The organism is Streptomyces polygonati, assembly GCF_042650325.1.
In the GTDB taxonomy this organism is placed as follows: Bacteria; Actinomycetota; Actinomycetes; order Streptomycetales; family Streptomycetaceae; genus Actinacidiphila; species Actinacidiphila polygonati.
In genome coordinates this window covers 329731-343859 of sequence record NZ_JBHSBB010000005.1, presented here as the reverse complement: position 1 = coordinate 343859, position 14129 = coordinate 329731, and the positions used below count along the sequence as shown (strand labels likewise).

7 protein-coding genes are annotated in these 14129 nt (G+C 71.0%); 1 reads left to right on the top strand and 6 read right to left on the bottom strand.

The window, feature by feature from the left end; all coding sequences use genetic code 11:
* Positions 1-35 precede the first annotated feature (35 nt).
* From glgB to ACFO3J_RS04945, 4 genes are all read right to left on the bottom strand, one after another.
* Positions 36-2339, bottom strand: a complete 2304-nt coding sequence (gene glgB / locus ACFO3J_RS04960; RefSeq protein WP_386426457.1) for a 1,4-alpha-glucan branching enzyme — start codon at positions 2337-2339, stop codon at positions 36-38.
* 119 nt (positions 2340-2458) lie between these two features.
* A complete protein-coding gene (locus tag ACFO3J_RS04955; protein ID WP_386426455.1) occupies positions 2459-3865 on the bottom strand; it encodes a maltokinase N-terminal cap-like domain-containing protein in 1407 nt (468 codons plus the stop codon).
* Between the two features lie 444 nt (positions 3866-4309).
* A complete protein-coding gene (gene treS / locus ACFO3J_RS04950) occupies positions 4310-6010 on the bottom strand; it encodes a maltose alpha-D-glucosyltransferase (protein WP_386426453.1) in 1701 nt (566 codons plus the stop codon).
* Positions 6007-7992 carry an alpha-1,4-glucan--maltose-1-phosphate maltosyltransferase gene (locus ACFO3J_RS04945; RefSeq protein WP_386426451.1) on the bottom strand — a complete coding sequence of 662 codons (1986 nt, stop codon included), beginning with the start codon at positions 7990-7992 and terminating at the stop codon, positions 6007-6009. The genes treS and ACFO3J_RS04945 overlap by 4 nt, the downstream gene beginning before the upstream one ends.
* A gap of 515 nt (positions 7993-8507) precedes the next feature.
* Between ACFO3J_RS04945 and ACFO3J_RS04940 the strand changes: the two genes are divergently transcribed.
* A complete protein-coding gene (locus tag ACFO3J_RS04940; protein ID WP_386426449.1) occupies positions 8508-11123 on the top strand; it encodes a glycosyltransferase family 1 protein in 2616 nt (871 codons plus the stop codon).
* An 82-nt stretch (positions 11124-11205) separates the two neighbouring features.
* On the opposite strand, the gene ACFO3J_RS04935 is transcribed toward ACFO3J_RS04940, so the two are convergent.
* On the bottom strand, positions 11206-11412 hold the full coding sequence (locus ACFO3J_RS04935; RefSeq protein ID WP_386426448.1) for a cold-shock protein: 207 nt from the start codon (positions 11410-11412) through the stop codon (positions 11206-11208).
* 181 nt (positions 11413-11593) lie between these two features.
* Positions 11594-14002: a M4 family metallopeptidase gene (locus ACFO3J_RS04930; protein ID WP_386426446.1), complete on the bottom strand. Its 2409-nt coding sequence runs from the start codon at positions 14000-14002 to the stop codon at positions 11594-11596.
* Between the last annotated feature and the right edge of the window lie 127 nt (positions 14003-14129).

Sequence of the window (14129 nt, the reverse complement as noted above, 5' to 3'; positions counted from 1 at the left end):
CGAGCGGCTGCCCACCGGGTCACCGGCTCAGCCGCTCATCCCACCGGGCGCAGCCACACCGTCGCCAGCGGCGGCAGGGTCACCTGGATGCTGTGCGGGCGGCCGTGCCAGGCCGACGGCTCGCTCTTCAGCGGGCTGTCGGCGGCCACGCCGCTGCCGCCGTAGCGCTGCTCGTCGGTGTTGAGCACCTGCGCCCAGACGCCCTCCGGCACTCCCAGCCGGTAGCCCTCGCGGACCACCGGGGAGAAGTTGCTGACGCACAGCAGCGGCTCGCCGGCCGCGTCGTGGCGCAGGAAGGAGAAGGTGTTGTCCTCCGAGGCGCCGCCGTCGACCCAGGCGAAGCCGGCCGGGTCGGTGTCGCGCTGCCACAGGGCCGGCGTCGCGACATAGACCGCGTTGAGCTCGCGGACCAGGTCCCGTACCCCGCGGTGGTCGGCCGCCGCCGGGTAGGTCTCGTCCAGCAGCCACCAGTCCGGGCCCTTGTCGTGCGACCACTCCGAGCCCTGGGCGAACTCCTGGCCCATGAAGAGCAGTTGCTTGCCCGGGTGGGCCCACATGAAGGCCAGATAGGCCCGCACACTGGCCCGCCGCTGCCACCAGTCGCCCGGCATCTTGTTCACCAGCGAGCCCTTGCCGTGCACCACCTCGTCGTGCGAGATGGGCAGTACGTAGTTCTCGCTGTACGCGTACACCATCGAGAACGTCATCTCGTTGTGGTGGTATCTGCGGTACACCGGCTCGTGCGCCATGTAGTCCAGCGAGTCGTGCATCCAGCCCATGTTCCACTTCAGGCCGAAGCCGAGACCGCCGAAGCCGGTCGGGCCGATGTGGTGGGTGGCGCGGGTCACGCCGTCCCAGGCGGTGGACTCCTCGGCGATGGTGACCGCGCCCGGGCAGCGCCGGTAGACGGTCGCGTTCATCTCCTGGAGGAACGCCACCGCGTCCAGATTCTCCCGGCCGCCGAACTCGTTGGGCAGCCAGTCGCCGCCCTCACGGGAGTAGTCGAGGTAGAGCATCGAGGCCACCGCGTCCACCCGCAGCCCGTCGATATGGAACTCCTCGCACCAGTACACCGCGTTGGCCACCAGGAAGTTGCGCACCTCGGTCCGGCCGAAGTCGAACTCCAGGGTGCCCCAGTCCGGGTGCTCGGCCCGGCGCGGGTCGGCCGGCTCGTACAGCGGCAGCCCGTCGAAGCGGGCCAGCGCCCACTCGTCCTTGGGGAAGTGGGCCGGCACCCAGTCCATGATCACGCCGATCCCGGCCCGGTGCAGCGCGTCCACCAGGAAGCGGAAGTCGTCCGGCGAGCCGAGCCGCGAGGTCGGCGCGTAGTACGACGTCACCTGGTAGCCCCACGAGCCGCCGAAGGGGTGTTCGGCGACGGGCATCAACTCCACGTGCGTGAAGCCGAGTTCGGAGACATAGGCGGGCAGCTGCTCGGCCAGCTCGCGATAGCTCAGCCCCGGGCGCCAGGACCCCAGGTGTACCTCGTAGACCGAGAGCGGCGCCAAGTGCGCCGGGGTGTCCGCGCGGCGGGCCATCCAGTCCCGGTCCTGCCAGCTGTAGGAGGACTCGGTGACCAGCGAGGCGGTGGCCGGCGGCTGCTCGGTGGCGCGGGCCATCGGGTCGGCCTTCATACCGCGGGAGCCGTCGGGACGGGTGATCTCGTACTTGTACGCGGTGCCGGCGCCGACGCCGGGCACGAACAGCTCCCACACCCCGGTGCCGCCCAGCGAGCGCATCGGGAAGGCCACGCCGTCCCAGAAGTTGAAGTCGGCGGCCAGCCGCACCCCGCGGGCGTTCGGCGCCCACACCGCGAACCGGGTGCCCGCCACCCCGCCGTGCGTCATCGGCTGCGAACCCAGCGCCCGCCACAGCTGCTCGTGCCGGCCCTCGCCGATCAGGTGCAGGTCCAGCTCGCCGAGCGCGGGCAGGAAGCGGTACGGATCGTCCAGCAGCTGCTCGCCGTCGTCGTAGGTCACCGCCAGCCGGTAGTCGGCCGGCACCTCGGTCAGCGGCAGCACCGCGGCGAACAGCCCCTCGCCCTCCGGGGCGAGTTCGGCGCGCAGCCCGTCGGCCACCACCGCCACACCCCGGGCGTAGGGCCGCAGCGCCCGCAGCAGCACTCCGCCGGGCACCGGGTGCGCGCCGAGCAGCCCGTGCGGGTCGTGGTGGGCGCCGTCCAGCAGCCGCCGGCGGTCGCTCTCGGCCAGGCCGCCGGGGGCGCGGGGTTCGTCACGCGCGTCGCGGGCGTCGTGGTCGTCGCGGCTGTCGCGCGTCTCGGAGGCGGCCGGCCAGTCGCCGGAGCGGTCCTGCGGTGAGTCGGGAGTGCGGGCGGTCACGGGCGGGGTCTCCTCAGACGGATCGGGCAGCTGGGGCGGGTGGGGCGGGTGCGGACCGCGGCGTTGTTCCTCACGGTTCTTCACCGTTCCCCACGGTCCTCGCGGTTCTTCACAGTTCCTCACGCCGTCCCGCCGGCCAGGCGGGCCAGCGCGGACAGCGGTATGGGCAGCCAGTCGGGGCGGTGCCGGGCCTCGTACCGGGCTTCGTAGACCGCCTTGTCCGTCTCGAAGGCCCGTATGAGTACCGGTTGTTCGCGTGGATCCACACCGGACACCTCGGCGTATCCGGCGAGGTAGGCGTCGCGGTGGCGGGCGGCCCACGGGCCGTTGCCGCCGTGGTGGGCGGCGTAGTCGAAGGAGCGCAGCATGCCGGCCACGTCCTGGACCGGCGGCGCCGGCCGGCGGCGTTCGGCGAGCGGCCGGGCCGGCTCGCCCTCGAAGTCGATCAGCACCCAGACGCCGTCCGGGCCGCGCAGCGCCTGCCCGAGGTGCAGATCGCCGTGCACCCGCTGGGCGGTCACCCCGCCCGCCGCCCCGCCGGCCCCACCGCTCGCGCCCAGCTTGGCCAGGTCGTCGTAGGCGGAGCGCAGCGCCGCGGCATACGGTCGTATCGAGGGCACCTCGGCGGCCGTCTCCTCCAGGCGCCGTGCCATGCCCGAGGCGATACGTTCCAGCGCCGCGCCGTCCAGCCGGTGCGCGGGCAGCGCCTCGGCCAGTGCGGCGTGCACCTCGGCGGTGGCCCGGCCGAGCGCGGCCGCGTCCGCCCGGAAGTCGCCGTCCCCGGCGACCGAGGCGGTGGCCAGCGTCCAGCCGTCGGAGGACCCCGGCAGGAACCGCTGCAGCACCCCGAGGGTGACCGGCTCACCGGCCGGCGCCGAGCCCTGCGACGGCTCGTCCACCGCCTCGAACCAGGCCACCGGCTCCGCCACCCGCCGCGAGCCCGCCCTGGCCAGCGCCAGCGACAGCTCCAGGTCCGGATTGGTGCCGGGGGAGACCCGGCGGAACAGCTTGAGGATGTACGCGTCGCCGTACACCACCGAGGTGTTGGACTGCTCGGCGGTGGACAGCCGCGGCGTCAGCCCCGGCGGGAAGGCGGCGGTCGGCTCGGCGGTGAAGCGCAGCCGGCCGGTGCGTCCCGGCAGCCGCAGCCGGTCCAGCAGCACGGCGGTCAGCTGCGGGTCGTGCGGGGCGTCGTACAGCGTCAGCCCGTCGTAGGGGCCGCCGACCGCGGGGCCGAGGGCCGCGCGGACCAGCGACGACGGCAGCAGAGGGTGAGCGCCCAGCAGCAGTTGGTAGCAGTCCGCGGGCCGTCCCGGCTGCTCCACGTCGATCAGCACATGCAGCAGTCCCAGCGGGCCGAGCCGGCCGCCGGGCGGCACCAGCTCGGTCGCCTGGGCCAGCCGGAGGCGGCCGATCGGCAGGCCCTTGCCGGCGAACCAGCGCTGGCGCGGCAGCCAGCCGCGCAGCAGCGGGTCGAGCGAGTTCAGCAGCCCCGGCTCCAGGTCGCGGCGGGCGGGCGGCGGCACCGGGAGCGGCCCGGCGGCCGGCCCCGGAGTCCGGTCAGGCGCGGGCTGGGATGCCGGCCCCGAGGTCTGCTCCGCAATCTGCTTCGGAGCCTGCTCAGAAGCCTGCTCAGAAGTCGGCTCCGAAGGCGGCTCGGAAGCCGCCGCCGAAGGTGCTGGCGGCACAGGAGGTACGCGGGTCCAGGAGCTGTCCGACATGACGTCCTTTCCCCGGGGAATCGCGCTCCCTGCCGCTGCTGCGAGCGGCGGGGGCGCCAGCCTCCCGGATGGCGGGTGCGGGCTGTCCGGCGACACGGGGGAGCCTGCCCCGGGCGGGTGACAGGAAACCGCCGTACGGGCTGCTGGGGGGTACGTATGGATACCTCTGGACATCTCTGGATCTTGCCAAAGGTCGATCGCACCCGCATGTCGGGCGCACGGGGGGCCGGGCGACCCGGCCCCCCCTCGTCAGACCTGGTCGCGGCGCAGCCGGAACCAGTAGAAACCGTGTCCCGCCAAGGTCAGCAGGTACGGCAGTTGGCCGATCGCGGGGAAGCGTACCCCACCGATCAGCTCCACCGGATGGCGGCCCGCGAACTGCCGCAGGTCCAGCTCGGTGGGCTGGGCGAACCGGGAGAAGTTGTTCACGCACAGCACCAGGTCGTCGCCGTCCTCCCGCAGGAAGGCCAGCACGGCCGGGTTGCTGGACGGCAGCTCGGTGTAGGAGCCCTGGCCGAACGCCCGGTTCTGCTTGCGGATCTCGATCATCCTCCGGGTCCAGTGCAGCAGCGAGCTGGGAGAGCTCATCTGCGCCTCGACATTGGTGACCTGGTAGCCGTAGACCGGGTCCATGATCGTCGGCAGGAAGAGCCGGCCGGGATCACTGGAGGAGAAGCCGGCGTTGCGGTCCGGCGTCCACTGCATGGGAGTACGCACACCGTCCCGGTCACCGAGCCAGATGTTGTCGCCCATCCCGATCTCGTCGCCGTAGTAGAGGATCGGCGAGCCGGGCAGCGACAGCAGCAGCGCGGTGAACAGTTCGATCTGGTTGCGGTCGTTGTCCAGCAGCGGGGCCAGCCGGCGGCGGATCCCGATGTTGGCCCGCATCCGCGGGTCCTTGGCGTACTCCGCGTACATGTAGTCGCGTTCCTCGTCGGTGACCATTTCGAGGGTCAGCTCGTCGTGGTTCCGCAGGAAGATGCCCCACTGGCAGCCCTCCGGGATCGCCGGGGTCTTGGCCAGCACTTCGGAGACCGGGTAGCGCGACTCGCGGCGCACCGCCATGAAGATGCGCGGCATCACCGGGAAGTGGAACGCCATATGGCATTCGTCGCCGCCCTTCTCGAAGTCGCCGAAGTAGTCCACGACGTCCTCGGGCCACTGGTTGGCCTCGGCGAGCACCACCGTGTCGGGGTAGTGCGCGTCGATCTCCTCCCGGACCCGCTTGAGGAAGTTGTGGGTCTGCGGCAGGTTCTCGCAGTTGGTGCCCTCCTGCTGGTAGAGGTACGGCACCGCGTCCAGGCGGAAACCGTCGATGCCGAGGTCCAGCCAGAACCGCAGCGCGGCGAGGATCTCCTCCTGCACCTGCGGGTTCTCGTAGTTGAGGTCCGGCTGGTGGGAGAAGAACCGGTGCCAGAAGTACTGCTTGCGCACCGGGTCGAACGTCCAGTTGGACGTTTCGGTGTCGACGAAGATGATCCGGGCGTCCGGGAACTGCTTGTCGTCGTCCGCCCAGGTGTAGTAGTCGCCGTACGGCCCGGTGGGGTCGCTGCGGGACTGCTGGAACCACTCGTGCTGGTCACTGGTGTGGTTCATGACGAAGTCGATGATCACGCGCATGCCGCGCTGGTGGGCGGCGTCCACGAATTCGACGAAGTCGGCCAGGTCGCCGAACTCCGGCAGCACCGCCGTGTAGTCGGACACGTCGTAGCCGCCGTCCCGCAGGGGGGACGCGAAGAACGGCGGCAGCCACAGGCAGTCGACGCCCAGCCATTGCAGATAGTCGAGTTTGGCGGTGATTCCCTTCAGGTCACCGACGCCGTCGCCGTTGCTGTCCTGGAAGGAACGGACGAGGACTTCGTAGAACACCGCCCGTTTGAACCATTCGGGATCTCGGTCCTTGGCCGGTGTGTCCTCGAAGGTGTCAGGTACGGGTTCGTTGACGATCAACTGAGTGACCCTCCGATCGATGGAGACGGTCGCAGTGACAGCACGTGCGCGGGCGCGCGGCCCGGCTCAAGGCGCACATAGTTGTCCCTGCCCCAGTGGTAGGTCTCGCCGGTGAGCTCGTCGCGCACCGGGAACGACTCGTGCCAGGAGAGGCCGAGTTCTGGCATGTTCAACGACAAGGTCGCCTCCTGGGTGTGGAACGGGTCCAGGTTGACGACCACCAGTACGACGTCGTCGTCCCGCCGTTTGGAGTAGGCCAGCAACGCGTCGTTGTCGACGTGGTGGAAGGTGATGTCCCGCAACTGCCGCAGAGCCGGGTGACCGCGGCGCAGCCGGTTGAGCGTGGTGAGCAGAGGGGCCAGTGAGCGGCCCTCCGCTTCGGCCGCGGCCCAGTCGCGCGGCCGCAGCTGGTACTTCTCCGAGTCGAGATACTCCTCACTGCCCGGTTTCGCGGGGGTCGCCTCGCACAGCTCGAACCCCGCGTACACCCCCCAGCTGGGGGAGAGGGTGGCGGCGAGCACGGCCCGGGTCTCGAACGCGGGACGGCCGCCGTCCTGCAGATAGGCATGCAGGATGTCGGGGGTGTTGACGAAGAAGTTCGGCCGCATCCAGGCAGCCGTCTCCCGGCTCAACTCCAGCATGTAGTCGGTCAGTTCTGCCTTGTCATTGCGCCAGGTGAAATAGGTGTACGACTGCTGGAAGCCGATCTGCGCCAGCGTGCTCATCATGGCAGGCCGGGTGAACGCCTCGGCGAGAAAGATCACATCCGGGTCGGTCCGGTTGATGTCGCCGATCACCTTCTCCCAGAACACGACCGGCTTGGTGTGCGGGTTGTCGACCCGGAAGATCCGTACGCCGTGCGCCATCCAGTGCCGCAGCACCCGCAGCGTCTCGCGGACCAGCCCGGCGAAGTCCTGGTCGAAGGCGATCGGATAGATGTCCTGGTACTTCTTCGGCGGGTTCTCCGCGTAGGCGACGGTGCCGTCCGCGCGGTGGACGAACCACTCCGGGTGCTTGCCCACCCAGGGGTGGTCGGGGGAGCACTGGAGGGCGAAGTCCAGCGCCACCTCCATCCCCAGCTCGCGGGCGCGGGCCACGAAGCGGTCGAAGTCCTCGATCGTGCCCAGATCCGGGTGCACCGCGTCGTGCCCGCCCTCCGGCGAGCCGATCGCCCACGGCGAACCGACATCCTCCGGCGCCGCCGAGAGGCTGTTGTTGGGACCCTTGCGGAAGGCCGTGCCGATCGGGTGGATCGGCGGCAGGTACACCACGTCGAACCCCATCGCGGCCACCGCGGGCAGCCGCGCGGCCGCGGTGCGGAAGGTGCCCGAGCGCGGCGGCCGGCCGGGCTCGACCACCGCGCCCTCGGAGCGGGGGAACAGCTCGTACCAGGACCCGAACAGCGCCCGCTCCCGCTCCACCTGCAACGGCAGCGGACGGGAGGCGCTGACCAGGTCCCGCAGCGGGAAGCGGTCCAGGACGGCCACCACGGCCGGGGCCAGCGCCGCCGCGTGCCGGGCCGAGGCCGGCCGGCTCTCGTCGCGCAGCGCGTCCACCGCGGCCCGCACCACGGTCCGGTCGTCCCCCTTGGGCACCCCGGCCGCCGCCCGCTCGTGCAGCAGGGCGCCCTCGGCGAGCACCAGCTCGGTGTCGATACCGGCCGGGATCTTGATGCCGGCCGTGTGCCGCCAGGTCGCCACCGGGTCGGACCAGCCCTCCACGGCATACGTCCAGCGGCCCTCGGCGGCCGGGGTGATCCGGGCCCCCCAGCGGTCGGTGCCCGGCTCCAGGGGGCGCATCGGCGTGTACGGTCCGGGCCGGCCGGCCGGATCGCGCAGCACCACATTGGCGGCCACCGCGTCGTGCCCCTCCCGGAACACGATCGCCGTCACCTCGAAGGTCTCTCCGGCCACCGCCTTCGCCGGGCGGCGGCCGCAGTCCACGACGGGGCGGACATCGACAACGGGAATACGACCGATCATTGCCTCACCTGTACAGCTCGGGATATTCGGGATATTCGGGGCATGGGGACACTCGGTGGTTCGCGGCCCGGGCTCGCGCCGACGCCCGGGTGACGCTCGTAGCGGTGGCTCAAACCGGTGACACGTACCTGTGTCGTAGCTTGACCCGTCCAGGAGACTTGTACAGGAGACTCGTACATGTGGGGGAACGGGACGAGGACGAGGATCCTTGCTCTTTTTAACTGTTCTTGGTGCTAGGGGCTCTGCTGACCAGACTGCCCGCAGGACCGTCATTCTGCGTGTTCACTCCGGTGGAGCTGTGAGCGGGGTCACCTTGAACGGTGAGTCCGGGCCACGCAGTGCAGCCTGCCCCGCACTCGCCGGGTGAACGCACCGGATGCCCGCGTTTCGGGAGCGCGACGCAGGTGCTCCAATCCGCCGCGGGTCGCCTCCGTGAGCCGCCGTTGGAGCGTTTGAACCACTGGATACCGGAGATCACTGTCGGCTCCCCCACCGACGGAGCTACGGTCGGGGGTGTGAAGGCAATCCGTCGATTCACCGTGCGCACCGTCCTGCCGGAACCTCTGCGCCCGCTGGGGGAACTGGCCCAAAACCTACGCTGGTCATGGCATCAGGAGACCAGAGAGCTCTTCCGGGACGTCGATCCGGAAGGCTGGCGGGCCGCCCAGGGAGACCCGGTGCGGCTGCTCGGTGCCGTGTCCAAGGAGCGGCTCTCCGGTCTCGCCGCCGACCGGCGCTTTCTGCGCCGGCTCGCCGCCGTGGCCGAGGATCTCGCCGACTACACCACCAACCCCCGCTGGTATCAGCAACAGAGTGACCTGCCCGCCGCCATCGCCTACTTCTCACCCGAATTCGGCATCACCTCCGCCCTGCCGCAGTACAGCGGCGGCCTCGGCATCCTCGCCGGGGACCACCTCAAGGCCGCCAGCGACCTCGGCGTACCGCTGATCGGCGTCGGCCTGCTCTACCGGCACGGCTACTTCCGCCAGAGCCTGTCCCGCGAGGGCTGGCAGCAGGAGACCTATCCCGTACTCGACCCCAATTCGCTGCCGGTCGGTCCGCTGCGCGAGGCCGACGGCACCCCCGCCGAGGTCGCGCTGACCCTCACCGACGGCCGCACCCTGCGCGCCCGGATCTGGAAGGCCCAGGTCGGGCGGGTTCCGCTGCTGCTGCTCGACTCCGACGTCGAGGGCAATCAGCTCGCGGAACGCGATGTCACCGACCGGCTCTACGGCGGCGGCAGCGAGCACCGGCTGCTCCAGGAGATGCTGCTCGGCATCGGCGGCGTCCGGGCGGTCCGCGCCTACTGCCGGATCACCGGCCACCCCGACCCCGAGGTCTTCCACACCAACGAGGGCCACGCCGGCTTCCTCGGCCTGGAGCGCATAAGGGAGCTCTCGCTCGAAGGGCTCGGCTTCGACGCGGCCCTGGAAGCGGTACGGGCCGGCACCCTTTTCACCACCCACACCCCGGTCCCGGCCGGTATCGACCGCTTCGACCGGGAGCTGGTCGGCCGCCACCTCGGCGACGGCGGCGAGCTGCCCGGCGTGGACATCGGCCGGATCCTCGAACTCGGCCGGGAGACCTATCCCGGCGGTGACCCCAACCTGTTCAACATGGCCGTCATGGGCCTGCGGCTGGCCCAGCGGGCCAACGGCGTGTCCACCCTGCACGGCGCGGTCAGCCGGGAGATGTTCGCCGGCCTGTGGCCCGGCTTCGACCCGGTGGACGTGCCGATCACCTCGATCACCAACGGCGTGCACGCCCCCACCTGGGTGGCGCCGGAGGTCCAGGCGCTCGCCGCGCGGCACTCGGGCACGCAGGCCGCCGAGGACGCGGTGACCATCGGCGGCGAGGACCGCTGGGACGCGGTCGACGGCGCTCCCGACACCGCGATCTGGGAACTGCGGCGCGAGCTGCGCGAGCAGCTGGTGGAGGACGTCCGCCGCCGGCTGCGCGCCTCCTGGCGGCAGCGCGGCGCGGGCGACGCGGAGCTCGGCTGGACCGACCAGGTGCTCGACCCGGACGTGCTCACCATCGGCTTCGCCCGCCGGGTCCCGTCGTACAAGCGGCTCACCTTGATGCTGCGCGACCAGGACCGGCTCAGGAGCATGCTGCTGCACCCCGAGCGGCCGATCCAGATCGTGGTGGCCGGCAAGGCCCACCCGGCCGACGACGGCGGAAAGCGGCTGGTCCAGGAGCTGGTCCGGTTCACCGACGACCCCCGGGTCCGGCACCGCATCGTCTTCCTGCCGGACTACGACATGCGGATGGCGCGCCGGCTCTACCCCGGGTGCGACGTCTGGCTGAACAACCCGCTGCGCCCGCTGGAGGCCTGCGGCACCTCGGGAATGAAGGCCGCGCTCAACGGCTGCCTCAACCTGTCGGTGCTCGACGGCTGGTGGGACGAGTGGTTCGACGGCGACAACGGCTGGGCCATCCCCACCGCCGACGGCCTCAGCGACGAGGACCGCCGCGACCAGCTGGAGGCCGCGGCCCTCTACGAGCTGCTGGAGAACCAGGTCGCGCCGCGGTTCTACGACCACGGACCGCAGGGCGTCCCCCAGCGCTGGATCGAGATGGTGCGGCACACCCTCACCACGCTCGGCCCCAAGGTGCTGGCCGGCCGGATGGTCCGCGACTACGTCAATGAGCTGTACGCCCCCGCCGCCCGTTCGCACCGCGCCGTCCAGGGCGCGGCGGCGGCCGAGCTGGCCGACTGGAAGGGCCGGGTGCGGCAGCAGTGGCCGCAGGTCGCGGTCGACCATGTCGAGACCGGCCCGGTGGACGAGGGCGGCACCCCCGAGCTGGGCTCCACCCTCAGCCTGCGGGCGCAGGTCTCGCTGGGCGGCCTGGACCCGGCGGACGTCGACGTCCAGCTGCTGTCCGGGCGGGTGGACGCGGCCGACCGGCTGACCACCCCGTCCGTGGTGTCGCTCAAGCCGGCCGGCCGGCCCGACGACACCGGGCGCCACCAGTACGAGGGCCAGCTGACCCTGGACCGCACCGGCGCCTTCGGCTACACCGTGCGGGTGCTGCCGTCCCACCGTCTGCTGGCGACCCCGGCGGAGCTGGGCCTGATGGCGGTGCCGCCGGAGACGGAGGGGATGACGGCGGGGGTGCTGCGCTAGCCGCTCCGCCGCCCGGCCCGGGCGTAACCGCGGAAGGCCCGCACCTGACGGTGCGGGCCTTCTTTTTCGGGCGTGTTGCGGTTCAGCCCATCTGGCGGATGTTCTCCGCCTGCGGACCCTTCTGGCCCTGGGCGACGTCGAACTCGACCTTCTGGCCTTCGAGCAGCTCGCGGTAACCCTGCGACAGGATGTTGGAGTAGTGCGCGAAGACGTCGGAGCCGCCGCCGTCCTGCTCGATGAAGCCGAAGCCTTTTTCCGAGTTGAACCACTTCACGGTTCCGGTTGCCATATCCATCTCCTACTGGTGGGGCAGGTGTGTCCAAAACCGCACTGTACGGACCGGAATCGCCCAGGATGACCACCCCACACCGTAGATAAAAGGTAAAAATCGGAAGACCCGGGCCGGCGGTGGGGGCGCCGGCCCGGGTCCTGGTTACCGCGTGTTCGGCGGCGTACCGCCGATCAGGTGATCAGCTGACGTTCACCGCGGTGTCGTCCACCAGGAACGAGGTCTGCAGCGAGGAGTCCTCGGTGCCGGTGAACTTCAGGGTGATGGTCTGGCCCTTGAACGAGGCCAGGTTGACCGAGCGCAGGACGTAGCCGGTGCCCTTGTCGATGTTGGAGTAGCTGGCCAGGGTGGTGGAGCCGGCCGTGACGGTGAGCTTGTCGTAGGCCGTGCTGGTCGTCTCCGCCGTGGTGATGTACAGGTAGTACGAGAAGGTGGCCGTGGTGGCGTTGGCCGGGATGGTCACCGACTGCGACAGCGTGTCGGTGTGGGTGGTGCCGTAGCCGTCCAGCCAGGCCTTGTACGAGCCGGCGTGGGCCGGGGCGCCGGTGCTGTTGTCGATCACGCCCGAGGACTGGGTCCACGAGACGGCGCCGCTCTCGAAGCCGGGGTTGAGCAGCAGCTGGCCGCCGGTGCCGCCGCCGGTCGGGGTGATCGTCCAGGTGAAGGACGCGGTCCCGCTGGCGTTGGTGGAGTCCTTCGCCGTGACCGTGACGTTGAAGGTGCCGGTCGCGGTCGGGGTGCCGGAGATCAGACCGGTGGAGGCGTTGATCGACAGGCCGGTCGGCAGGCCGGTGGCGGAGTAGGTCAGGGCGCCGCCGTTGGTGCTGCTGGCCGAGATCTGCAGGCTGGTCGCCGTGTTCACCACGGAGGACCGGGCGCCCGGGTTGGTGACGGTCACGCCGGTCGGGGTGCTGACGCGGCTGCCGACGCCTATCGCGGCCCAGGTGTTGGCGACCGTGTTGTACGTGGCGCTGCCGGAGCCCCACAGGTCGGCCGCGGCCTGCAGCGACTGGGTGCGCGCCGCGGCGTAGTTGGTGGTGGAGGTGAAGCGCTCGGTGAGCGACTTGTACCAGAGCTTGAGGGCGTTGTCCCGGCCGATGCCGGGCACCGACAGGCCGTCGGAGGTCGGGCTGTTGTAGCTGACCCCGCCGATGACCTTGGCGCCGCTGCCCTCGGACAGCAGGTAGAAGAAGTGGTTGGCCGGGCCGGAGGAGTAGTGCACGTCCAGGCCGCCCAGGCTGGAGGACCAGTAGTCCTTCGAGCCGCCGTCCTTGCTCGGCTTGTCCATGTAGCGCAGCGGCGAGCCGTCGCCGTTGATGTTGATCTTCTCGCCGATCAGGTAGTCACCCGGGTCGGCGGCGGTGTTGGCGTAGAACTCCACGCCGGTGCCCATGATGTCGGAGGTGGCCTCGTTCAGGCCGCCGGACTCACCGGAGTAGTTCAGGCCCGCGGTGTTCGCGGTGACGCCGTGGCTCATCTCGTGGCCGGCCACGTCCAGCGCGGTCAGCGGGTGGGTGTTGCCGCTGCCGTCGCCGTAGGTCATGCAGAAGCAGCCGTCGTCCCAGAAGGCGTTCACATAGTTGTTGCCGTAGTGGGTGCTGGAGTACGCCGCCACACCGTCGCCGCGGATGCCGCTGCGGCCGAAGGTGTTCTTGTAGTAGTCCCAGGTCTCCTGGGCGCCGAAGGCGGCGTCCACACCGGCGGTCTGCGCGGTGGCCCCGTTGCCGTCGCCCCACACGTCGTCGGCGTCGGTGAACAGGGTGCCCTTGCCCGAGGTGCCGTGGTTCAGGTTGTACGTGCTGTGGCCGCCGCGGGAGCCGTCGGTCAGGTTGTACGTGGAGCCGGACTTGGTGGTGGTGATGCTCACCTGTCCGCTGTACTCGCTGTTGCCGACGCTGTTCTCGATGCCCTGGTACTGGAACAGCTTGGCACCGGTGGTGGCGTCGGTGATCACGTGCAGCTGGTTCGGCGTCCCGTCGTCCTGGAAGCCGCCGATCACCGATTCCCAGGCGAGCGTGGGGGTGCCGCTGGCGGCCCAGATCACCTTGCGGGGGGCGGCGGCCGCCGACGCGTTGGCGGCGCCCTCCGCCTTGGCGGCGGTCAGCGCGTAGGACTTCGCGGAGTCGGCGGTCTTGGCCGGGGTGATGCTGCTGACCGCGATGGTGGCGGTGGTCGCCTGGTCCACCCCGGTGGTGGCGCCGGCCGCGTCCTGGGCGACGACCAGGTCGCCGCCGAGCACGGGGAGCCCGAGGTAGGTGCGCTCGTAGCGGGTGTGGGTGCTGCCGTCCGCGTCCTTCTGGACGTTCTTGACGACCAGCTTCTCGTTCGCGCCCAGGTGCAGCGACGAAGCGGTGACCGAGGACTGGGACTGCTTCTGGGCGATCAGCGCCGACTGCTGCGCCGGGGACAGACTGGCCGGCAGGGCGCCGGACCGGGGGGCTACGTGGCTGGCGGCCGACAGGGCCGACGCGGCCTGGGCGGCGGTGCCGGACTGGGCCGAGGCCGTTCCGGCGGGCAGGCTCACAGCGACCATGGCGGCTCCGGCGATCAGGACGCCGGCCGCGGCTGCTGTGCGGGGGGATCTGCGCACTCGTGACACTCCTTCTGCGGCGGCCGCGGGTGGCGGCCGGGACAGTCCGGGTAGATGGGGATGGTGGGGTCTACCCGGGTAGAGCTGTGTTACTGCTGTGCTGGCGCTGTGCGCCGGGGGTTGCTGG

Coding starts and splice junctions, on each gene's coding strand:
- ACFO3J_RS04945 (WP_386426451.1), bottom strand. CDS start 7,992: ATGATCGGTCGTATTCCCGTTGTCGATGTCCGCCCCGTCGTGGACTGC.
- ACFO3J_RS04935 (WP_386426448.1), bottom strand. CDS start 11,412: ATGGCAACCGGAACCGTGAAGTGGTTCAACTCGGAAAAAGGCTTCGGC.